21 protein-coding genes are annotated in these 21,367 nt (G+C 73.2%); 8 read left to right on the top strand and 13 right to left on the bottom strand.

All coding sequences use genetic code 11. From position 1 onward, the window contains the following. Positions 1–3: 3 nt before the first annotated feature. From ACGFXC_RS22995 to ACGFXC_RS22985, 3 genes are all read right to left on the bottom strand, one after another. Positions 4–1,542: an exopolysaccharide biosynthesis polyprenyl glycosylphosphotransferase gene (locus ACGFXC_RS22995; RefSeq protein WP_393715572.1), complete on the bottom strand. Its 1,539-nt coding sequence runs from the start codon at positions 1,540–1,542 to the stop codon at positions 4–6. Beyond that, the gene (locus ACGFXC_RS22990) at positions 1,539–2,684 is read right to left on the bottom strand and encodes a glycosyltransferase family 4 protein (protein ID WP_393715570.1); all 1,146 of its coding nucleotides are present in this window, start codon (positions 2,682–2,684) and stop codon (positions 1,539–1,541) included. The genes ACGFXC_RS22995 and ACGFXC_RS22990 overlap by 4 nt, the downstream gene beginning before the upstream one ends. A gap of 121 nt (positions 2,685–2,805) precedes the next feature. Then, entirely contained in the window at positions 2,806–3,918 is a 1,113-nt protein-coding gene (locus ACGFXC_RS22985) for a DUF3344 domain-containing protein (protein ID WP_393715568.1), read from the bottom strand. A 382-nt stretch (positions 3,919–4,300) separates the two neighbouring features. On the opposite strand from ACGFXC_RS22985, the gene ACGFXC_RS22980 reads away from it, so the two are divergent. The 4 genes from ACGFXC_RS22980 to ACGFXC_RS22965 all read left to right on the top strand — a co-directional run bounded on the left by ACGFXC_RS22980 (position 4,301) and on the right by ACGFXC_RS22965 (position 7,024). Then, positions 4,301–4,711, top strand: a complete 411-nt coding sequence (locus ACGFXC_RS22980; protein ID WP_393715566.1) for a rodlin — start codon at positions 4,301–4,303, stop codon at positions 4,709–4,711. Between the two features lie 230 nt (positions 4,712–4,941). After that, positions 4,942–5,175: a chaplin gene (locus tag ACGFXC_RS22975; RefSeq protein ID WP_393715564.1), complete on the top strand. Its 234-nt coding sequence runs from the start codon at positions 4,942–4,944 to the stop codon at positions 5,173–5,175. 121 nt (positions 5,176–5,296) lie between these two features. Beyond that, positions 5,297–6,499 carry a chaplin gene (locus ACGFXC_RS22970; RefSeq protein WP_393715563.1) on the top strand — a complete coding sequence of 401 codons (1,203 nt, stop codon included), beginning with the start codon at positions 5,297–5,299 and terminating at the stop codon, positions 6,497–6,499. 180 nt (positions 6,500–6,679) lie between these two features. Next, positions 6,680–7,024, top strand: a complete 345-nt coding sequence (locus ACGFXC_RS22965; protein WP_393715561.1) for a hypothetical protein — start codon at positions 6,680–6,682, stop codon at positions 7,022–7,024. A gap of 79 nt (positions 7,025–7,103) precedes the next feature. On the opposite strand, the gene ACGFXC_RS22960 is transcribed toward ACGFXC_RS22965, so the two are convergent. Beyond that, the gene (locus ACGFXC_RS22960) at positions 7,104–7,346 is read right to left on the bottom strand and encodes a chaplin (protein WP_393715559.1); all 243 of its coding nucleotides are present in this window, start codon (positions 7,344–7,346) and stop codon (positions 7,104–7,106) included. 156 nt (positions 7,347–7,502) lie between these two features. After that, positions 7,503–8,027 carry a hypothetical protein gene (locus ACGFXC_RS22955; RefSeq protein WP_393715557.1) on the bottom strand — a complete coding sequence of 175 codons (525 nt, stop codon included), beginning with the start codon at positions 8,025–8,027 and terminating at the stop codon, positions 7,503–7,505. A gap of 280 nt (positions 8,028–8,307) precedes the next feature. Here ACGFXC_RS22955 and ACGFXC_RS22950 point away from each other — a divergent pair, with 280 nt between their 5' ends. After that, on the top strand, positions 8,308–8,721 hold the full coding sequence (locus ACGFXC_RS22950) for a rodlin (protein WP_393715556.1): 414 nt from the start codon (positions 8,308–8,310) through the stop codon (positions 8,719–8,721). Positions 8,722–8,820: 99 nt separating this feature from the next. On the opposite strand, the gene ACGFXC_RS22945 is transcribed toward ACGFXC_RS22950, so the two are convergent. Next, the gene (locus tag ACGFXC_RS22945; RefSeq protein ID WP_393715554.1) at positions 8,821–9,462 is read right to left on the bottom strand and encodes a vitamin K epoxide reductase family protein; all 642 of its coding nucleotides are present in this window, start codon (positions 9,460–9,462) and stop codon (positions 8,821–8,823) included. A 192-nt stretch (positions 9,463–9,654) separates the two neighbouring features. On the opposite strand from ACGFXC_RS22945, the gene ACGFXC_RS22940 reads away from it, so the two are divergent. Further along, entirely contained in the window at positions 9,655–10,437 is a 783-nt protein-coding gene (locus tag ACGFXC_RS22940; protein WP_393715552.1) for a DUF6227 family protein, read from the top strand. Between the two features lie 60 nt (positions 10,438–10,497). Here ACGFXC_RS22940 and pfkB read toward each other — a convergent pair whose 3' ends face one another. The 3 genes from pfkB to ACGFXC_RS22925 all read right to left on the bottom strand — a co-directional run bounded on the left by pfkB (position 10,498) and on the right by ACGFXC_RS22925 (position 13,926). Continuing rightward, positions 10,498–11,436 carry a 1-phosphofructokinase gene (pfkB, locus tag ACGFXC_RS22935; protein WP_393715550.1) on the bottom strand — a complete coding sequence of 313 codons (939 nt, stop codon included), beginning with the start codon at positions 11,434–11,436 and terminating at the stop codon, positions 10,498–10,500. After that, entirely contained in the window at positions 11,433–12,200 is a 768-nt protein-coding gene (locus ACGFXC_RS22930) for a DeoR/GlpR family DNA-binding transcription regulator (RefSeq protein WP_393715548.1), read from the bottom strand. The genes pfkB and ACGFXC_RS22930 overlap by 4 nt, the downstream gene beginning before the upstream one ends. Positions 12,201–12,351: 151 nt before the next feature. After that, a complete protein-coding gene (locus tag ACGFXC_RS22925; RefSeq protein ID WP_393715547.1) occupies positions 12,352–13,926 on the bottom strand; it encodes an MFS transporter in 1,575 nt (524 codons plus the stop codon). A gap of 62 nt (positions 13,927–13,988) precedes the next feature. Here ACGFXC_RS22925 and ACGFXC_RS22920 point away from each other — a divergent pair, with 62 nt between their 5' ends. Then, entirely contained in the window at positions 13,989–14,939 is a 951-nt protein-coding gene (locus ACGFXC_RS22920) for a helix-turn-helix transcriptional regulator (RefSeq protein ID WP_393715545.1), read from the top strand. An 84-nt stretch (positions 14,940–15,023) separates the two neighbouring features. Here the strand turns inward: ACGFXC_RS22920 and ACGFXC_RS22915 are convergent, their stop codons facing one another. From ACGFXC_RS22915 to ACGFXC_RS22900, 4 genes are all read right to left on the bottom strand, one after another. Beyond that, entirely contained in the window at positions 15,024–16,001 is a 978-nt protein-coding gene (locus tag ACGFXC_RS22915; protein WP_393715543.1) for an RNA polymerase sigma factor RpoD/SigA, read from the bottom strand. Between the two features lie 424 nt (positions 16,002–16,425). Continuing rightward, the gene (locus ACGFXC_RS22910) at positions 16,426–17,208 is read right to left on the bottom strand and encodes a dioxygenase (protein ID WP_393715541.1); all 783 of its coding nucleotides are present in this window, start codon (positions 17,206–17,208) and stop codon (positions 16,426–16,428) included. A gap of 117 nt (positions 17,209–17,325) precedes the next feature. Continuing rightward, positions 17,326–18,870 (bottom strand): MFS transporter, encoded by a 1,545-nt coding sequence (locus ACGFXC_RS22905; RefSeq protein ID WP_393715539.1) that lies wholly within the window; start codon positions 18,868–18,870, stop codon positions 17,326–17,328. 98 nt (positions 18,871–18,968) lie between these two features. Continuing rightward, a complete protein-coding gene (locus ACGFXC_RS22900; protein ID WP_393715537.1) occupies positions 18,969–19,694 on the bottom strand; it encodes a TetR/AcrR family transcriptional regulator in 726 nt (241 codons plus the stop codon). Between the two features lie 268 nt (positions 19,695–19,962). Between ACGFXC_RS22900 and ACGFXC_RS22895 the strand changes: the two genes are divergently transcribed. Continuing rightward, entirely contained in the window at positions 19,963–21,240 is a 1,278-nt protein-coding gene (locus ACGFXC_RS22895) for a M6 family metalloprotease domain-containing protein (protein ID WP_393715535.1), read from the top strand. The last annotated feature ends 127 nt before the right edge of the window (positions 21,241–21,367 follow it).

Raw genomic sequence — 21,367 nt, 5'->3', positions numbered from 1 at the left:
GGGTCAGCTGCCTCCCAGCCGGAAGCGGAAGAAGGAGGCCGCGGTGCGGGCCAGGATCCACAGGTCCTGCCACAGCGACCAGGTGTCGATGTAGTGGTTGTCGAAGCGGGCCCGGTCCTCGATGGAGGTGTCCCCGCGCAGTCCGTTGATCTGGGCGAGTCCGGTGATCCCGACGGGCATCCGGTGGCGGGCCTCGTAGCCGGGGTGGACGCTGCTGAACTTGGCGACGAAGAAGGGCCGTTCGGGGCGGGGTCCGACCAGGCTCATGTCACCCCGTACGACGTTCCACAGCTGGGGCAGCTCGTCCAGGGAGGACTTGCGCAGGAAGGAGCCGACCGGGCTCATCCGGTGGTCGCCGGCCACCGTCCAGCGGGTGGCGGACTCGTGGGCGTCGGCGCGCAGGGTGCGGAACTTCAGCAGGGTGAAGGGCCGTCCGTACAGCCCGGCGCGCTCCTGACGGAAGATCACCCCGGGGCCGTCGGAGAGGCGTACGGCGAGCGCACAGGCTCCCATCACGGGGGCGGCGGCGAGCAGGGCCAGGGCGGCGAGCAGGGAGTCGATGGCCCGCTTCGCGGTGCGCTCCAGGGTGCGGGCGGGACGCGGCAGCAGGGGCTGTACGGCGTACCCCCACAGCTGGTCGGCGGGCTGCGCCACCCGCATGCCGGTGACCTTGGCGGTCCCGGCGGGGTCGGCGAGCCAGAGCCGGCAGCCGTGGTCGTGGAAGAGCCGGACCAGGGAGGCGGTCCGCTCGTCGGCCTCGGGGGGCCGGGTGAAGACGGCGTGCCGGACGGAGTTCTGGATGACGGCGCGCCGGACGTCCTCGTGGGTGACGAGGACGGGCAGCGCCCCGCGCTCGCCGTCGGCGGGGGCCGCCGGGTCGGCGATCCCCACGGGCCGCAATCCGTACTCGGGGCGTCCGTGGAGTGCGGCGGCGACCGCGCCGGCGCCGTCCCCGGAGCCGACGACGAGGGTGGAGAGCGGCCGCCGCAGGGCGGAGCGGCGGCGCAGGGTGTGCACGGCCCCGCGTCCGGCGCAGACGAGCGCGGCCTGGAGGCAGACGGCGCCGAGGAGGGCGGTCCAGCCGAGGGCGTGCTCGGGCCGGGCGGCGCCGAGACCGGCGGCGGCCCCGCACCACAGCACGGCGGACCGGCCGGCCAGCGAGGGCAGTTCGAGGAGCGCGGAGGGGGTGAGCCGGGGCCGGTAGAGGCCGCCCTGCGCGTGCAGGGCGGCGAGCAGGAGCAGCAGCAGGACGACACAGGGGCCCACGGCCTGCGGCGGCAGGGCGGTGGCGGGCAGGGTGGCCGCGGTGACGACGGCGGCCAGCGCGTCGGCGGCCAGCAGCGCGCCGGCGCCGTCGCGGCGGCGGACCCGCTGCGGCCGCACGGCGGGACGGGCCCGGTCGGCGCGCGGCCCGCGCGGGGGGTGGATCGCGGTCGCGGCCCGGCGGGGCTCCGCGGGGGGCGCGGGTGCGAAGGCGCTGCCGCCGGCGGGCCCCGTGCCGCCCTGCCCGGTGTGCCGGGCGGGTGCGCTGTCCATCGTCATCGGCTGATGCGCTCCTGGTTCAAGGGCCGGGGCCTGCCCAGCAGTTCGTGGTACAGGCCGGTGACCGCGTCCGTGGTCCGCCGCACGTCGCATTCGGTCCGGGCGTGCTGCCGGGCCTGCTCCCCGAGTTCGGTGAGCAGCCGCGGTTCGGCGAGGAGCCGGGCCAGGGCCTTGGCCAGGGCCGTCGGGTCCTCCGGCGGCACCAGGCACAGCCGTCCCTGGCCGGAGGGCAGGCTCTCCCGGGCACCGCTGACGTCGGAGACCAGCACCGGGCGACCGCAGGCCATGGCTTCGAGCGGGGCGAGCGCCATGCCTTCCCACCGCGACGGCAGTACAACGAGATCGGCGGCCCGAAGCCACGGTCGGATGTCGGCGACGGCCCCCGCGAAGAGCACGCCGCCGGGCGCGGTGCGGCGCAGCCGTTCGGTGTCGGGGCCGTCGCCGACGAGGGCGAGGCGGGCGCCGGGGACGGTGGCGAGCAGCTCCGGCCAGGCGCGCAGCAGGATGTCCTGGCCCTTCTGCGGGCAGAGCCGGCCGACGCAGACGGCGAGCGGTCCGCCCGCCGCGTCGCGGAAGGCGGCGGGCAGCGGGAGCGCGGCCAGGGCCTCGGCACGGTCGCGGCCGGGGTCGGGGTGGCCTGGCCGGAAGTGGCCGAGGTCGACGCCGTTGCGGATGACGGACCAGCGGGCGGTGATGCCCTCGGACTCCCCGGCCCGGCGTTCGGATTCGCTGACGCAGAGCACCCGGTCGGCCCAGCGGGCCCCGGCCCGCTCCCAGCGCAGCGCGAGGGCGGCGGTGGCTCCGCCGACGGCGTCGAAGGACCAGGCGTGCGGCTGGAACACGGTGGGTACGCGGCCCCGTACGGCGATCCGTCCGGCCAGTCCGGCCTTGGCGCTGTGCAGGTGCAGGAGGTCGGGGCGGGCGCGGCGGACCAGCCGGGCGGCGCCGAGGACCTCGGCGGGCAGGCCCGGGCCCGGGGCGCGCCCGGCCCGCCAGGTCAGCACCTCGGCTCCGGCGGCGCGGGCGTCGTCGGCGAGCCGGCCGCCGCTCGGGCAGCCGACGAGGACGCGCAGCCCGGCGGCGGCCTGCGCGCGCACGAGGTCGGTGACGACCCGGGCGACGCCGCCGTCGACGGGCTGCACGAGGTGCAGGACGGTGAAGCCCGCCGGGAGGTCCGGGGAGGGCGGGGCTGGGTGGGCTGGGTGGGCTGCCGGAAGGGGATCCGACGAGGACTGTTTCCGCACGTGGAGTGGTCTCCTGCGTTCAGCGGCGCGCGTCTGTCTGAACGAAGAGCACGCCGAGGAATTGACCCTGGCTTTCGCCGGTGAACTTGAAGTTCAGGTTGTGGGCGCCACCGGACAGGGCGGGACTCAGGTCGAACACGTCCGCGTCATATCCGAGATTATTCATATGTTCGGGCTGTCGCACGAACGAGGGACGTCCGAATTCTGTGATCGTAGAATTCATCACATCATTGAAAGGGTTTTCAGCATCGCTGATGCTGATCCGGCGACCGCTGTCGGCGGTCACCGTGAGTGAGTCCCCCAGGGTCCCGCGGTCCCCGTCGTACGCGACGACCCCGGCCCGCCCCGACGCCCCGGGCGGCGCGTCCAGGCCCGCGAGCTCCACGGTCTCCCCGGCCGCCTCGCCGGCCCCCGCGGCCAGCGACTCGAAGCCGTCCCACAGGGAGATCCGGCGCAGCGGCTCCTGCGGGTGCTCGTAGGCGACGACGAGGGTCCAGCCGCCCCACGCCCCCACCGGCGAGTTGCCCATGGCGATGTTGAGCTGGGCGACCGTCCACATCCCCGCACCGCCCCTGCGCACCAGCGGGGTGACGTCGGCGGAGGCCTGGTAGGCGTCGCTGCCCTCGTCGTCGTGGTGCCCGACGACCGTGTCGGCCAGCACCGCCTTGTACGCGCCGCCGGGCTCGGCGACCAGCACGCGCCCGTTGTCCTCGGGCGGCTTCTGCTCGCCCACCCGCAGGTTCCCGCCCCAGTACAGCCGGGCGTACGAGACCTTCGCGCCCCGGGGGACCCTGAGCTCGGCGCGGGTGGAGTTGTAGGTGTCGGGGTCCTTGTCCACCTCGTCGTAGAACATCTCGAAGTCGCCGTTGACCCCGGCCGCCCCCTTGTTCACCTCCGCGCAGGGCTCGGCCTGCGCGGAGACCGCCGAGCGGCAGCCGATCGAGGAGTTCGACGCCCGGACCAGGCCGCCGTGCTGGACGGCCTGGTAACGCTGGGTGAAGGGGATCCGGGGAGATTCGCGCACCGCCGCCGGGGCGGCGGCACCGGCGGCGTCGGCCGCGGGGACGTGGGCGGAAAGCGTGAGGCAGGACAGCAGACCGAGTGTGCCGAGGATTCTGCGGGAGGAACCCATGACCCTGTCTCCATTTTCGATCAACGGGACAAAACAGGAGTGCACTTTGTCAGAAATCAGGCTGGAAATCACGCCGGACTCGCTCGTACGGCCTTTTGGGCGATGACACGCACCCTCGACGCGGGCGGGTCGTTATGGCCTGCACCATTGTTCGATCCGAATGGGAAATCGGAGAGGGTGGCGGCAGCCCCCTTCCGCGCACGCCGGGGCGGCGCGAACGCCCAGCTCAACCCCGCGTCCGGCGCCGCCCGTGTGAACGCCTGAACGTCAACCGGACCCCCCGAAACGTCGGCATCCGAGTGAAGTCACGCAACCCGAGGGCGGGCCGTGCCGTTGATCCGGGTGCTCCAGTACCGGGCAATCCTGCAAAAAAGGGACGATAATGATCAAGAAGCTTGTGGCCGGCGCAGCGGTTGCCGCCTCCGTCGTGGGTCTGGGTGCCGCCATGGCCCCGCAGGCGATGGCCATCGGGAACGACAACGGCATCAACACCGTCAACGGAAACAACTCGGCGCAGATCTACGGCAACCAGGCCACCTACGGCAACATGAGCCCGCAGATGGCGCTGATCCAGGGCTCCCTCAACAAGCCCTGCATCGCCCTGCCGGCCAAGGCCAACGTGCAGTCGGTCCTCGCCCTGGTCAACGTCGGCGTCCAGGACATCCCGGTCCTGTCCAGCCCGCAGAACCAGCAGTGCACCGAGAACTCCACCCAGGCCAAGGGCGACGAGGCCCTGTCGCACATCCTGGACAACATCCCGGTCCTCTCCGGCAACGCCTCCGCCGGCAGCTGAGCGCACCCCGCGTCCGCGAGGCCGTCGCACCTTCGGGTCGCGGCGGCCTCGCCGCATGTGGAGTCCGCCCGAATTACACCCGATAAACCGTGCCCAGAATTAGGGCGAGGCACCTCCGAATCATCGGAGTGAATTGACCCAGAGCCCTCCCAAAACCCGGTTTCTTTTCCCCCGGCCGCTCGTTGTTAGGGGTGCAGCGGATACGCCTCTGCGGGAAGGATTGAAATCAAATGACGTACAAGAAGGCAGTCGTGCTGGCCGCGGGCATCCTGATGGCCGCCGGTGCCGCCGCCCCCGCCATGGCCGACGCCGGTGCCGCGGGCCAGGCCGTGGGCTCCCCCGGCGTCCTGTCCGGCAACCTCATCCAGGTTCCGGTGCACGTCCCGGTGAACGTCTGCGGCAACACCGTCAACGTCATCGCGCTGCTGAACCCCGCGTTCGGCAACACCTGCGTCAACGCCTGACGAAGCGCCTGCGCCCGCCAGGGCAGACCTCCTCGGGGTGGCCCCGGAGTGCACGGCGGTGCACTCCGGGGCCATCTTCGATTCAGCACCGGCCCGCGCGCCGGTAGACAGGGAAGGACCCATGCGACAGGTACTGAGCCGACAGGTACTGGGCAAGGGGATGCTCACGGCGGCGGCCGCCTCCAGCCTGCTGTCGATCGCGGCCGGCGCGGCCCACGCGCATCCCGCGGCGATGTCCGAGGCCTCGCATTCGCCGGGCGTGCTGTCCGGCAACAGCGTCTCGGTACCGATCACCTTCGCGCCGAACGTGTGCGGCAACAGCGTGGACGGAGGTGCCGGACTCAACCCCGCGTTCGGCAACACCTGCGTCAACACCACCGGCGCCGGCGCCGGGCACGACGTCGACTACGCCCGCTACCTGAGCCCCGAGCACGCCGAGGCCTTCGAGCGCTACCTCGAGGAGCGGGACGAGCCCCGGGGCGGGCGCCACGCGCTGCCCGCACAGCGTCAGGAGCAGGAGCGGCGCTACGAGGAGCCGCGCGGGCACGCCCCCAAGCACGCGGCACCCCGCCCGGAGCGGGAGCACCCCGAGGACGGCGGCGGCTACGGCGGCTCCGGGGACGAGGACCGCGGCCCGCAGGGCGAGGAGGAGTGCGACGACCACCCCGCGCACCCCGCGCCCCACGCCGGCCACCCCGTACCGCACCCCGCTCCCCCGGCTCCCGCCCCGCACCACCCGACGCCCGCGCCCCCGCCGCACCCCGCGCCCCAGCCGGTCCCCGCGCCCCAGCCGGTCCCCGTGGCGGAGCACCCGGCCCCCGCGCCGGTCCCCGCGCCCGGGCCGATGCCGCAGCCGGTGCCGCAGCCGCAGCCGCTGCCCGCACCCGTCCCGGCCCCGCACCAGGACGTTCCGCAGCCCGGAGAGCAGCCGCAGGAGCAGCCCCACACGCTCCCCGCGCCCGTCCCCGCACCGCCCGCCGAGGAGGCCCCCGCCCCCCGGCCGCCGCACGGCAGCCAGCCCGTGGAGCGCCCGGCGCCCCTGCCCGTACCGGAAGCCCTCCCGCCGGCCGACCAGCCCCCGGCCGCCCCCGCCGGTGACGCCCCGGTGCACCTGCCCCCGGCGCCGGCCCCCGCCCCCGCGGCGGCTCCCCCGGTGAGCGCCCCACCGGCCCCCGCCCCCGCGCCGGCCCCCGCCGCCGTCGTGACGGCGCCCGCGCCGGAGCTGGCCGCGACCGGAGCGGGCCCGGCCGGGGCCGCGGCGGCCCTCGCCACGGCCCTCGTCCTCGGTGGCGCGATCCTCTACCGGAGGTCCGCCGCAGCCTGACCGGGAATACCGGTAATCGGAAGAAATATCGGCCGGAGAATCCCTTGTCGGATTCTCCGGCCGCTGTCGTGCCCGGCCGCAGCGCGTTTCCGTAGCGGCCGGTAATCGTTACCCAGGTCGAAAGCGGCGCGACGGTCGTCGCAGCCATCTCCGCCCTCGAAAAGAATGAGGATTTCGAAAATGAAGCTCTCCCAGGTCGCCGCTGTCGTCGTCGGATCCGTCGCGGCGCTCGGTGCGGCGGCTCCCGCCTTCGCCGCCGACACCCCGGCCTCGATGCCCCCCATGAGCGCGACGGGCGGCCTGACCGAGGTGATGAACGCGACGGGTCCCGTCACCGAGGCGCTCCCCCAGACGGTGGGCAACGGGCTGGCCGAGCAGGGCCAGACGGTCGACAAGGCCCTCGGCGCCGTGCAGAAGGTCAACGAGGTCCGCAACAACGCCCCCGGCGAGGTGCTGGGCCTGGCGAACGGAGCCACCAAGGCCTCCCCGCTGCTCGGCGGGGTGAAGCTCAACGGCGGCCGGTGAACCGGTCCCGGACATGACTGTGGGCGCCACCGGCGAGGCCGGGGCGCCCACAGTCACGTGGTGCCGACTGCGACGTACGTCAGTCGTTGACGCAGGTGTTGCCGAACGCGGGGTTCAGCAGGCCGATCACGTTCACGGAGTTGCCGCAGACGTTGACCGGGACGTGGACCGGGACCTGGGCCAGGTTGCCCGAGAGAACACCGGGGGAACCCACGGCCGCGCCCTCGGCCGAGGAGTCGGCGGAGGCGGCGCCCGCGGCACCGGCCACAGCGAGACCAGCGGAGGCCAGGGCCACAGCGGCCTTCTTGGCAGCAGAGTTCATGGGAAGTGCACCTTCTCTTCGATGTCCTGCCCCGATCCCGGGGCTCACATCGAGCGAAACGGTCCATCTTCCCCCGACGACACGGTTCGGCGCCCGATCAGACCTGTTCAGCCCAATAGTCGTAACCATCCGGGCCGATTCCGCCGCCGCCGGTGACTAGTTCTGGACGGGAATGTCGGGAATGGACGGGATCGCGGGCAGCAGACCGTCCGCCGGCGGCACGGCCGGGGTGGCCGGCAGCGCCGGAGTGGCGGGCAGGGCCGGGGTGGCGGGCAGGGCCGGGGTGGCGGGCAGGGCCGGAACCGTCACGGGGAGCTTGGGGATCTCCACCGGCGGCAGCTTGATGTCCGGCATGCCGGGGATGGCCGGCAGGTCGGGCAGCTTCGGCAGCTGGATCGGCGGCAGGGTCACCCCGGCGGGCAGCAGGCCCGTGATGGTTTTGAGGAGGTCGTCCAGCGTCTTGGTGAGCGAGGCGAGCAGGTCGTCGATCGGACCGGCCGCGGCCTGCGCCTCGATGCGCTCCACCTGCCGCTGCACGGCCGCGGCCTTCTCCGTGACGGCCGCCGCACCGGAACCGGCGGCGTCCGAGGCGACCGCGGGAGCGGCCGCGCCGGACAGTATGACGACGGCGAGGGCCGACGGGACGAGGACGCGGAAACGGGACGGCTTGGTGCGGTGCATGGAGATTCCTTCTGTGGTCGCACGAAAGCGGACCCGAGCGATCCGCCTCCTTACCCACCGTGCGAACACCTTCTACGGAGCGCAACAGGAGCGCGGCCGGCCCGTGCGCGCCAGGGGCTGCGTACGGGCTTCGCGCAGGCGTCCGGGGCCGTCTCACCCGCCCCGGGGAAAAGCGCCGCGCGAACGGGCCGTTTGAGTGAAGGGGCGGAACCAACCCCCCGGCACGCCGGTTGATCAGGGCGCTCCACTAGCGGGCACTCGTGCGACAAAAGGACCAATGATGCTCAAGAAGATCATGACCGCCGCCGCGGTCTCCGCCGTTGCCGTCGGCGCGGGCGCGGCCATCGCGACCCCGGCCATGGCCATCGGCAACGACCGCGGTGTCAACACCGTCAACGGCAACGGCGCCCAGCAGGTCTACGGCAACCAGAAGACCGCCGGCGACCAGAGCCCGCAGCTCGGCCTGGTCCAGGGCACCCTGAACAAGCCCTGCATCGGCCTGCCGGCCAAGGTCAACGCCCAGTCGCTGGTGGCGGTCCTCGCCAACGTCGGCGTCCAGGACGTCAACGTCCTGTCGAACCCGCAGAACCAGCAGTGCACCGAGAACTCCACCCAGGCCAAGGGCGACGAGCCGCTCTCGCACATCCTGGACAACATCCCGGTCCTCTCCGGCAACGCCTCCGCCGGCAGCTGAACCTCCGCCGGAGCGGATGACGCCTGACGAGTGGGAGGGCCCCGGCGGCCAGCGGCTGCCGGGGCCCTCGCGCGCGTACGGGCGGTGCGGGCGGGCTCGTCAGCCCGTCCAGAAGTCCCACCACCGGGTCAGCACCAGCATGCCGATCACCCCGGCGTGCAGGGCGGGCGGGGCCCAGCCGAAATCGGTGAAGAAGGACCGCAGCGGGCCGGGGGCGGGCAGGATCCCGGTGCGGACGTTGTGCGCCGTGACCGCCCAGAACATGAGCAGCGTCGCCAGCCAGGCCAGACTGCACCACAGGCACAGGGCGTTGATCTCGTAGAGCGACTGGACCATCAGCCAGGCGCAGAAGCCGGTGCCGAAGAGGGTGCCGGCGTTCAGTCCCAGCCAGAACCAGCCCCGGTACCGGGCCCCGGCCAGCAGGCCCGCGCCGACGCACAGGACGACGGCGTACGCCGCCAGCCCGAGCATGGGGTTGGGGAAGCCGAAGACGGCGGCCTGATCGCTCTTCATGACGCTGCCGCAGGAGACAACGGGGTTCAGGCTGCAGGCGGGTTTGAAGTCCGGGTCCTCCAGCAGGAGGAACTTGTCGAGGGTGATCACCCAGGAGGCCAGCAGTCCGGCGGCGGCGGTGACCACCAGCAGCCAGGCCAACCCCCTGCGGGCGGCGGGCGGTTCGTCCTCGGCCGGGGTGCGGGGGCCGCCCTGCTGGCGGGGGACGCCCACCGTGTTCGTTGCCATGCGGCCCATACTCCCCCGCACCGCCACAGACCCGGGCCAACCCTGACCGGTCCTCGGCAAGTTGACCTGAAGGGGTGGCGGGAACCCCTGATACTTCCCGGACGTTTTACCGAACCCCGGACGTGATGTCAGCGCCAGGAGCTACGTTGAGCGTCCGTGAAGTGACTAGCTGCGACGGCCTGGAGACCCACCTTGAGCGATCCGTACGAGACAACCGAGGCGCACCTCGAGCGACTCCTGGGCCGCGCCCTCAACTCCTTCGACCTTTCGGACGACTTGGTGGAGCGCCTCGGTACGGCGCTCGCCCACAGCTCTTCGCTGTACACGACGCACCACAGTCCGTCGGCGGGGCTGTGGCGCGAGACCCACCGGCACACCTACCTGCTGCCGGACGGCGGCTCGGCCTCCCTGTGGGAGCTGGCCTACCGGCTGCGGGGCGACCGGAACACCCGGTGCGAGGTCTACACGGGCAAGGACGAGCTGCGGCTGGCGGTGGCCCGGATCTTCGGCGAGGTGCCGGGGGACGCCGCGACGGACCCGCTGTCGGCGCTCGGGGACACCGAGGGCGAGGGCGGCGCCGACGGTGATCTGGCCGTGCTCGGGGCCCTGTTCAGCGCCTCGGCGCCCGAGCGGCGCCACCGCGAGTACACCGTGGAGCAGTCCGCCGACCACGCCCGGCGGGTGCTGCGCCGCGCGGAGAACGCCGACCGGCCCGGGCAGGCGGTGGCGGAGCTGCTGCGCTCGGCGTACGCGCACCAGATCACCCAGGCGTTCGGCGGGCGGCAGTGCCTGGCCGACGGCCGGGACGCCGGATTCAGCCTGTACGAGCACGCCTTCGTGCTGCTGGACGGCAGCGAGTTCAGTCTGTGGGAGGTCGAGCACACGGCGACGCCGGACGGGCGCCACATGTGCGAGGTGTACGAGAGCGAGGCCGCCGCGCGCGGGGCGATGGAGCTGCGCACCCGGGTCCGCTGACCGCCGTCCCGGCCCGCCCGGCGGCGGCCCCCGGGAGGGCCGGGGCGGCGGTCCGGCCGGTCAGGCCGGGGTCAGGGGCAGATCCAGCGGCGGGGCGTCGGTGACCCGGACCGCGGCCGGGCGCAGGTCCGCCGGGGTCGGCATGACGCTGCCGGGCAGCTGGACGGCGGCCGCGCCGTGGGCCAGGGCGCTGGCGAGGGCGGCGGGGCCGGTGCCGCCCGCGATCAGGAAGCCCGCCAGGGAGGCGTCGCCCGCGCCGACGTCGCTGCGGACGGCGGTGACGGGGGCGGTGCCGTGGAAGGCGCCCTCGGGACCGACCAGCAGCTGGCCGTGGGCCCCGAGGGAGGCGAGTACCGCGCCCGCGCCCAGGCCGATGAGGTCCTCGGCGGCCTTGACCGCGTCCCCGAGGGTGGCCAGGGGACGGCCCACCGCCTCGGCGAGCTCCGCCACGTTCGGCTTGACGACGTCCGGGCGGGCGGGCAGGGCGGCCAGCAGTGCGGCGCCGGAGGTGTCCACCGCGATGCGGGCGCCGCCCTCGTGGGCCCGGGCGACGATCTCCGCGTACCACTCGGGCGCCAGGCCGCGCGGGAGGCTGCCGCAGCAGGCGATCCAGGCGGCGCCCGAGCAGGTGCGGACGGTGTCGAGGAGCAGGGCGGACTCGGCCGCGGAAAGCTCCGGACCGGCGGTGTTGATCTTGGTGACGGTGCCGCCCGGTTCGGTGACGGTGACGTTGGATCGGGTCAGTCCCGCGATGGAGACGGCGGTGACGTCCACGCCCTGCGCGCCCAGCAGTTCGGCGAGGAGCGTGCCGGGGGGTCCGCCGAGTGGGAGCACGGCGGTGGTGCGCACTCCGGCCGCGGCGGCGGCCCGCGAGACGTTGACCCCCTTGCCGCCGGGGTCGACCCGGTCCCCGGTGGCGCGGAGCACCTCGCCGCGGTCCAGCGAGGGGACCTCGTAGGTCCGGTCGAGGGAGGGGTTGGGGGTGACGGTCAGGATCATGCGAGCACGACTTCCGTACCGGCGGCCTCGATGGCCGCCCTGTGGGCCGGGTCGAGCCCGGTATCGGTGATGAGCAGGTCGACGTCGGCGAAGGAGCCGAAGCGGGCGAAGCGTTCCTGGCCGGCCTTGGCCGAGTCGGCGAGGAGGACCACGCGGCGGGCCGCGGCGATGGCGGCGCGCTTGACGGCGGCCTCGGCGAGGTCGGGGGTGGTCAGGCCGGCTTCGGCGGTGAAGCCGTTGGTGGCGAGGAAGAGGACGTCGGCGCGGACCTCGGCGTAGGCGCGCAGCGCCCAGGCGTCGACGGCGGCCCGGGTGCGGTGGCGGACCCGGCCGCCGACGAGGTGGAGGTCGACGCCGGGGTGGTCGGCGAGACCGGCGGCCGCGGGCAGGGCGTGGGTGACCACGGTGAGGCCGAGGCCCTCCAGGCGGGACATTCCGGCGGCGAGGCGGGCGACGGTGCTGCCCGCGTCGAGGATGACGCTGCCCGCGGCGGGGAGGTGGGCGAGGGCGGCGGCCGCGATGCGGTCCTTCTCGGTGGCGGCGGTGGTCTCGCGGGCGGTGAGGTCGGGCTCGAAGCCGGTCCGGGCGACCGGGAGGGCTCCGCCGTGCACCCGGCGCAGGAGCCCGGCGCGGTCGAGGGCGGTCAGGTCGCGGCGCACGGTCTCGGCGGTGACCTGGAAGCGTTCGGCGAGGGACAGCACGTCGACCCGGCCGGCCTCGCCGGCCAGACGCAGGATCTCCTGCTGGCGTTCGGGTGCGTACATGTGGCTTTACGTCCGTTCCGTGCCCGGGTCTGTGGACTCCTCCTCACCATAACCCGACAATCGGGTTTAACCCAAGAAAAACGGACATGCCCACCCCGAGGGGCGGGCATGTCCGGGAACGAACGGGCCCGGCGGACGGGACCCCGGCCGCCTAGCCGGCCGGGGCGGGCTCCGGGGCGGGGGCGGCCGCGTCGGCCTGCGCGCCGGCTTCCGCGGCGAAGGCCTCCGCGCGCTCGGCCTCCGGGGCCTGCTTGCGGGGCAGCAGGAACATCACGGCGAAGATCAGGACGAGCACGGCCACCACCCACCACAGGGCGCTGCGGAAGGCCTCGACGTAGGGCGGTCCGAAGACCATGTCGTCGTCGAGCACGCCGAAGAAGACCACGGAGGTCAGGCCCAGGCCGAGGGCGTTGCCCATCTGGCCGGTGGTGTTGATCAGGCCGGAGGCCGATCCGGCGTGCTCGCGCGGCACCTGGGAGAGGATCGTGTCGGTCAGCGGCGCCACGATCAGGCCCATGCCGAGGCCCATGACGATCAGCGGGGCGGCCATCTGCCAGGAGGCGATGGTCATGCCGTAGTGGTCGGACTCCCAGATGTAGAGGAGCAGGCCCGCGGCCATGAACAGCGCGCCCGCCTGGAGCACCTTGCGGCCGAAGCGCGGGACGAGCTTCTGCACCGAGATGCCCGCGGCGACCGAGACGGCGATGGAGAACGGGATGCCGGTGCTGCCGGCGCGCAGGGCGCTCCAGCCGAGGCCCATCTGCATGTAGAGCGTCCAGACCAGGAAGAAGATGCCGGTCGCGATGCCGAAGGTCAGCTGGACGGCGATGCCGCCGGCGAAGCTCTTGACCTTGAAGAGGGACAGCTCGACGAGCGGGGAGCCGTCCTTCTTGATCTTGTACCGCTCGTAGAGGACGAACGCGGCGAAGACGACGGGCGCCAGGCCCATGCAGACGAAGCCCCACACCGGCCAGTCGTTCTCCCGGCCGTTGGTGAGCGGGAAGATCAGCATGACCAGGGCGAGGGTGGCGAGCACGACGCCGACCAGGTCCAGGCGCAGGGCCCTGGGGGCCTTGGACTCGGTGATGAACTTGCGGCCCAGGAGGATGGCGGCGATGCCCACCGGCAGGTTGATCAGGAAGATCGGACGCCATTCGAGACCGAAGAGGTTCCACTCGGTGAGCAGCGCGCCGAGCATCGGGCCCGAGACGGCACCGAGGCCGACGATCGCACCGAACATGCCGAAGGCCTTGCCGCGCTCGTGGGGCGGGAAGGTCACGTGGACGATCGCCAGGACCTGCGGGACCATCAGGGCCGCCATGCCGCCCTGGAGGATGCGGGAGGCGACGAGCATGGCCGGGTCGGCGGCGATGCCGCAGAGCAGCGAGGCCGCCGTGAAGCCGGCGACGCCGAGGAGGAAGAGGCGCTTGCGCCCGTAGATGTCACCGAGGCGGCCGCCCGTGATCAGGCCGGCGGCGAAGGCCAGGGCGTATCCGGCGGTGATCCACTGGATCGCGCTGGTGGAGGCGCCGAAGTCCTGGCGCATGCTGGGTATCGCGATGTTGACGATGGTGACGTCGACCAGGTCCATGAAGGCCGCGGTCATGACGATGGCCAGCGCCAGCCAGCGACGGCGGTCGGCCGGGGCGGCGGCTCCCTCGCCGGGGGCTTCTCGTACGGGCCCGTTCTCTCTTTCGGGCGATGTCTTGGACGTCTCGGTGCTCATGGAGAGAAACCTAGACGGGATGTAGGTCAGATGGTGTCCTCATTGGCTGGCAATGTGGACCCATGAACGACACCCCCGGCCGGCTCCTCACCCTGCTGTCCCTCCTCCAGACCCCCCGCGAATGGCCCGGCAGCGAACTGGCGGCCCGGCTGCGGGTGAGCCCCCGCACGATCCGGCGGGACATCGAGCGGCTGCGCGAGCTGGGGTACCCGGTGGAGGCCTCGCTGGGCGCGGTGGGCGGGTACCGGCTGGTGGCGGGCGCGGCGATGCCCCCGCTGCTGCTCGACGACGAGGAGGCGGTGGCGATCGCCGTGGGGCTGCGGGCGGGGGCAGGCCATGCGATCGAGGGGGTCGAGGAGGCCTCCGTACGGGCCCTCGCCAAGCTGGAGCAGGTGCTCCCGTCCCGGCTGCGGCACCGGGTGGGCGCCCTGCAGTCGGCCACCGTCGCGGTGACGCGGGGGGACGGGCCGAGCGTGGACCCGCGCACGCTGACGACGATGGCCTCGGCGGTGGCGGGCCCGGAGCGGCTGCGGTTCGCCTACCGGGCGCGGGACGGGGCGGACTCGCGGCGGCTGGTGGAGCCGTACCGGCTGGTGAGCACCGGGAGCCGCTGGTACCTGGTCGCCTTCGACCTGGAGCGGGAGGACTGGCGCACCTTCCGGGTGGACCGGGTGAGCGAGCCCCTCGCGACGGGGGCCCGGTTCGCGCCGCGCGAGCTGCCGATGGAGGCGGCCGAATTCGTCCGGCACGGGCTGCGGGGCGGGGAGACGTACCCGGTCGACGTGTCCTTCGCCGCCCCGCCCCGGGAGCTGCCGGGGTGGCTGCGGGGGGCGGCCGTGGCGGAGGGCGACGGGGCGCGGGTGCGGTTCGAGAGCGGGGACGCCCCGGAGTGGCTGGCGGCGCGCCTCGCGCTGACGGGGGTGCCGTTCACGGTGCGCGGGCCGGATTTCCTGGTGTCCGGGGCGCGGGCGCTCGCCGGACGGCTGACGGCCGGGGCGGGGGCCGGGGGGTAGTCCGGGCGCCGGGGCACCGCGGGACGCGGGGAGCTCCGGCACCCGGGCGGGGGTACCGGAGCTCGCGGGGGGGCGGCGGGCCGGTCAGGCCACGGCGTCGAAGCCGGTGTCGCGCGCCATGCGCTTGAGTTCGAGCAGCGCGTGCTTCTCGATCTGCCGGATCCGCTCCCGGGTCAGGCCGTGCTGCTTGCCGACCTCGGTGAGGGTCCGCTCGCGGCCGTCCTCGATGCCGTAGCGCATCTTGATGATGGAGGCGGTGCGCTGGTCCAGCTTGCCGAGCAGGTCCTCCAGCTCCTCGCTGCGCAGCAGGGAGAGGACGGACTGCTCGGGGGAGATCGCGGAGGTGTCCTCCAGCAGGTCGCCGAACTGGGTGTCGCCCTCGTCGTCCACCGACATGTTGAGGCTGACCGGATCGCGCGCCCAGTCGAGCACGTCGCCGACGCGCTTCTGCGTGGATTCGAGCTCGGCGGCGATCTCGGCGTGCTCCGGGTCGCGGCCGTTCTCGCGGTTGAACTCGCGCTGCACCCGGCGGATCCGGCCGAGCTCCTCGACCAGGTGCACGGGGAGGCGGATGGTGCGGGACTGGTCGGCGATGGAGCGGGTGATGGCCTGGCGGATCCACCACGTGGCGTACGTGGAGAACTTGAAGCCCTTGGCGTAGTCGAACTTCTCGACGGCGCGGACGAGGCCGGCGTTGCCCTCCTGGATGAGGTCGAGCAGGGGCAGCCCGCTGCGCGGGTAGCGGCGGGCGACGGCGACGACCAGGCGGAGGTTGGAGCGGATGAAGACTTCCTTGGCGCGCTCGCCCTCGGCGGCCAGGGCTTCCAGCTCCTCGCGCGCGGGGGCGTCCCCGGCGCGTTCTATCGCGTCGTCGAGGATCTGCCGGGCGTAGACGCCCGCCTCGATGATCTGCGAGAGCTCGACTTCCCTGGCGGCGTCGAGCAGCGGGGTGCGCGCGATCTCGTCCAGGTACATGCCCACCAGGTCGCGGTCTGCGATTTCCCCGCCGACGGCACGGGCGTTGCTCGTGGACTGACGACGGGCGACGGCGCGGGTTGCCATGCGTGCTCCCTTGCGATGCGATGAATCGGTCGCGGTACGTCTTCGGACACTCTCCCGAGTGCCCAGCTTCCGAAGGAAACAACGACTGGAATCGGGACAGAATTCCCACGTTGCCCCCTGCTTTCCGAGATCTTGCAGTATCCTGCCCCGCCGCCCCCGGGAAACGGAGGCGGCGGCATACCGCGAGAACGCGAAGAGGTGCAGGTCAGGACCTGGGTGAAGGCCGGTCCCGACGTACGGGCGGAAGCGGACGCGGCCCCGGCCGGTGAGACCACCGTCACAGGCGGTGCGGCCCCTTTCGGCCCGGAAACGTGCTCGCCGCGACCGCGCTCCCACCCTGAAGACGGGGAGTGCCGCCGCCCGGTTGCCTGGACCGGCGATCGAATGTCCGGATACTCCGGATACGGGAGGAAACCGGGATGGATCAGCCGAACTGGAGCGAGCGCTTGGAGAGGCCCATCCAGAATCCGTCCACGGGCGTGCGCTGCGCGGACAGGTCCGCCCCGGCCGCGCCGAGGGTGACGAAGAGCGGGGCGAAGTGCTCGGTGCGGGGGTGGGCGAGGCGGCCCGCCGGGGACTTGGCCTCGAAGTCGAGCAGGGCGTCCACGTCGGAGCCGGCCAGGGCCTCGCGGCCCCAGGCGTCGAACTCCGCGGACCAGCCGGGGACGCCGGGCCCGGGGTGCCGCAGGGCGGCGAGGTTGTGGGTGAAGAAGCCGCTGCCGACGATCAGGACGCCCTCGTCGCGCAGCGGGGCGAGCCTGCGGCCGATGTCCAGCAGCCGGGCCGGGTCGAGGGTCGGCAGGGATATCTGGAGCACCGGTACGTCCGCGTCCGGGTACATCTCCACCAGCGGGACGTACGCGCCGTGGTCCAGGCCGCGGTCCGGGACGTCCTGGACGGGCGTGCCGGGGGCCCGCAGCAGCTTGCGCACCGAGGCGGCGAGCTCGGGGGCGCCGGGGGCGGCGTAGCGGACGGCGTAGTAGTGCTCGGGGAAGCCCCAGAAGTCGTAGACGAGCGGGAGGGTCCGCACGGCGCCGATGGCGAGCGGGGCCTCCTCCCAGTGGGCGGAGACCATCAGGATCGCGCGCGGCCGGGGCAGGTCCGCGGACCAGGCGGCGAGTTCGGCCGGCCAGAGCGGGTCGTCGGCGAGCGGCGGGGCGCCGTGGCTGAGGTACAGCGCCGGCATGCGGGTGGCTTCGGGACTCATGGGGGCGCTCCTCGGTCATCGGTACGGGGCCACGGGGCCGCTCCAGACAGACTAACCCCGCTTCGTTCAAATTTGAACGAAGCGGGGTGATCAGTCATTCCCGTACCGGCGCCGCCGTCAGTGGGCGATCACCGGGACCTTGAACTCGGCGTCCTCGGAGCCGGCGCCCGCGCCGGAGGCCACCGGGCCGCCGGAGCCGGGACGGCCGGTGTTGATGAGGGTGAACGCGATGGTCGCGCTGACCACCAGGATCCCGACGGCCCACCAGATCGCGGCGGAGTAGCCCTCGACCATGGCCTGCGCCTGGATCAGCCGCCCGGCCGGGCCGCCCGCCGCGGCCTGGGCCGCGTGGTCGGTCAGGTACGCGGTGGTCGCCGAGGCGGCGATGGTGTTGAGCAGGGCGGTGCCGATCGCGCCGCCCACCTGCTGCGAGGTGTTGACCATGGCCGAGGCCACACCCGCGTCGGCCGGGTTCACCCCGTACGTGGCCAGGGACATCGCGGGCATGAAGGCCGTGCCCATGCCGAGGCCCAGCAGCAGCTGCGCCGGCAGGATCAGCGCCGGGTAGGAGGAGCCGACCTCCAGCTGGGTCAGCAGCAGCATGCCGGTGGCGGCGAGCAGGAAGCCCGGGCCCATCAGCAGCCGCGGCGGGACGCGGGTCATCAGGCGGGCCCCGATCTGGGTGGAGCCCGTGATCATGCCCGCGATCATCGGCAGGAAGGCGAAGCCGGTCTTGACGGGCGAGAAGCCCTTCACGACCTGGAGGTAGTAGGTGAGGAAGAGGAACAGGCCGAACATCGAGATGACGGCGAGTCCGAGCGAGAGGTAGACGCCGCCGCGGTTGCGCTCCAGCAGCACGCGCAGCGGCAGCAGCGGGGACTTCACCTTGGACTCGACGGCCACGAAGGCCAGCAGCAGCACCGCGGCCGCGATGAACAGGCCCACGGTGAGCGCGTCCGACCAGCCGGCGGACTCGGCGCGGGTGAAGCCGTAGACGAGGGAGACCAGACCCAGGGTCGAGAGGATCACGCCCGGGATGTCCAGGCGGGCACCGTTGCGGGCGCCGGCGGGCTCGCGGATGACCAGCCAGGCACCCACGGCCGCGACGATCGCGAAGGGGATGTTGACGAAGAAGGTCCAGCGCCAGTTGAGGTACTCGGTCAGGAAGCCGCCGAGGATCAGGCCGACGGCGCCGCCGCCGCCCGCGATCGCGCCGTAGATGCCGAAGGCCTTGGCGCGCTCCTTGGCGTCGGTGAAGCTGACGGCCAGCAGGGAGAGCGCGGCCGGGGCGAGCAGCGCGCCGAAGGCGCCCTGCAGGGCGCGGGCGCCCAGCATCATCGCCTCGCCGTTCGCGGCGCCGCCCAGCGCGGACGCCAGGGCGAAGCCGGCCAGGCCGACGATGAAGGCGTTCTTACGGCCCCACTTGTCGGCGATGCGCCCGCCGAAGAGCAGGAGTCCGCCGAAGGCCAGCGCGTACGCGGTGATGACCCACTGGCGGTTGCCGTCCGAGATGCCGAGGTCGGTCTGGGCGGAGGGGAGCGCGATGTTCACGATGGTCGCGTCGAGCACGACCATCAGCTGCGCCAGGGCTATGAAGACCAGGGCCTTCCAGCGACTGGGATCGGCGGCAGCCGGCGCGGGGGCCGCGGCTGTTTTGGACATGGGGGTACCCACTTCACTGTGCGGAACGACTGAAATGAAATGACTGAAAAGAACAGAAATGTTCGGTTGTAGAAGCTAGGGGGTGCGCGGTGCCCGCGTCACATGGTTTTACGCCGCAGGTCCTGCAACGTGGCGGCCGCGCCGGGCAGTTCGGAGCGGGCCGGAGCCCGCAGCCCGTCGAGGAAGAGCTGGAGGTGGCGGTGGACGAAGCGGTCCGCGCCCAGGCAGTCCGTTCCCGGCAGGGGGCGGCTGAGCTGGGACAGCGCGACCATCAGGTCGCCCACGCCGATGTCGGTGCGCACCAGCCCGGCGCGCTGGCCGGTGGCGACCAGCGCCTCCACGGCCGCCTCCAGCGCGCTCCGGGCGGCGAGCAGTTCGGGGTGCTCTCGGTCGAAGTCGCCGGAGAGCATGGGGCACAGGGCGCCGATCCGTTCGTCGGCCGCCGCGTGCGTGAAGCGGCAGAGCGCGGCGAAGGCGTCCGGTTCGGCGGCCAGGGAGTCCTCGGCCTCGGCGGTGACCCGGTCCATCACGTAGAGCACCACGTGGTGGACGAGGGCGGCCCGGTCGGGGAAGTGCCGGTAGAGGGTGGCGTTGCCGACGCCGGCCCGGCGGGCGATCTCGTCGAGCGGAGCCTCCGCTCCCGACTCGACCAGCATCTCGCGGGCCGCGACCAGGATGCGCTCCCGGTTGCGCACGGCGTCGGCGCGCGGCTTGGGGACCCGGGTGGGGGTCACGATGCGGGCGGCGGCTCCGGCCCGGGCCGGGGCCGCGATGTCCACGGACGCCGCGGGGGCGGCCGCCGGGGTGCTGGCGGGGCTCTTCATCCGGGGCCTCCCTGGGCTGGGACTCGTACGGCTCATCCGGCGCCCACCAAACGGGGAGCCGGTCCCCGCTTTGCGGGACTCACGTACAAACGGGGATTGCCTCCCCGGTTATTTCACTCTTGAGTGTGACCCGCGTCACAGGGGAATACGGGCCGCTCCGTCCCGTTTGGACGTCTTCGGCGCGCGGGTGCGCCGCAGCCGTCGGAGGGTGAGCGCACAGAGCGCAGTCCGGACCCGGCCGGCTGCCGCGGACCCGAAGGCGATCTCCATGCCGCAGACCCGCCACCGGATACGCAGACCCTGCCGCACCAGTGCGTACATCGGCCTGACCGCACTGGCCCTGGGCGTCACCGCCACCGCCAGCACCGGCATATCCGGGCGCGGCCACTCCGCCGCCGGGCCGGTCGCGACCAGCGCGGAATCCGTACTGGCACCCTGCCGGATCGCCGGGACGATGGGCGTCCAGATGTCCGAGGGGCTGCCGACGCCTCCCGGGTACTCGCGCTCGACCGGCGAGGTCCGCGCGCTCAACCTGATGATCGACTTCCCCGACGCCAAGGGCGAGGGCTCCGCGCTGGACCGGCTGGCGGAGTTCTTCCCCCAGACCTCCGAGTGGTTCCGCACCAGCTCCTACGGGCGGCTCACCTACCGGGCCGAGGCCCCCATACGGAACTGGCTGCGGATGCCGATGCCCTTCGCGGCGTACGGGATCGAGCGCGGCTCCCCCTACGAGCCGGGCTACCGCCAGCTCGTCGAGCACATCGCGAAGGCCGCCGACCCCGAGGTGGACTTCAGCCGGTACGACCTGATCAACATCCTGGTCACGCCGAACGCCGGGCCGTCCGCGCTGGACACCGTCCTGTCGGTGACCTTCTCCGGGAACGGCGAGGCTCCGGTGGCCGACGGCGTGCCGCTCGCGAACACGTCCTTCGTCTACAGCCGGCAGGACGACGGCTCCGGCTCCTACCGGGAGACCGGCTACCGGGTGCTCCCGCACGAGAACGGGCACGTCTTCGGGCTGCCCGACCTCTACACCTCCGACGGGGGCGGCACGGTCGGCCACTGGGACATCATGAGCGAGGACTGGGGGGCCAACAACGACCTCCTCGGCTGGCACAAGTGGAAGCTGGGCTGGCTCGACGGCTCGCAGATCAGCTGCGCGGCGAAGTCCGGCGTCAGCGACCACGTGCTGTCCCCGCTGGCCGTGGAGGGCGGCACGAAGCTGGCCTTCATCCCCCTCACGGAGAGCGCCGGGTACGCGGTGGAGGTCCGCACCCGGGCCGGCAACGACGAGGCCGTCTGCAAGCCCGGGGTGCTGATCTACAAGGTGGACTCGGACGTGGACACCGGACGCGGGCCGGTGACGGTCGCGGACAGCCTCGGCGGGAGCGGCGGCTGCACCCGGCGGCCGAACGTGCACGCGGAGCTGTCCGACGCGCCGTACCGGCCGGGCGAGACCTTCACCGACGAGAAGGCGGGGATCAGCGTGTCGGTGGTGGGCGAGCTGCGCAACGGCAGCTATCAGGTGCGGGTGACGCGGCCCTGAGGGCCCCGGCCGGGGGCGGCCGGGGCCGGTCGGGGCCGGTCGGCCCGGGATGTCCGGACCTCCGGCCCCCGTGGGCCGCGCCGCGAGCGGGGAGGCTGGAGGACGTACCCCGTACGCCCGCCACCCC

The organism is Streptomyces sp. NPDC048507 (assembly GCF_043199995.1).
Taxonomy (GTDB): Bacteria; Actinomycetota; Actinomycetes; order Streptomycetales; family Streptomycetaceae; genus Streptomyces.
The sequence above is the reverse complement of the archived record's forward strand: the minus strand, read 5'-3'. Positions and strand labels throughout refer to the sequence as shown.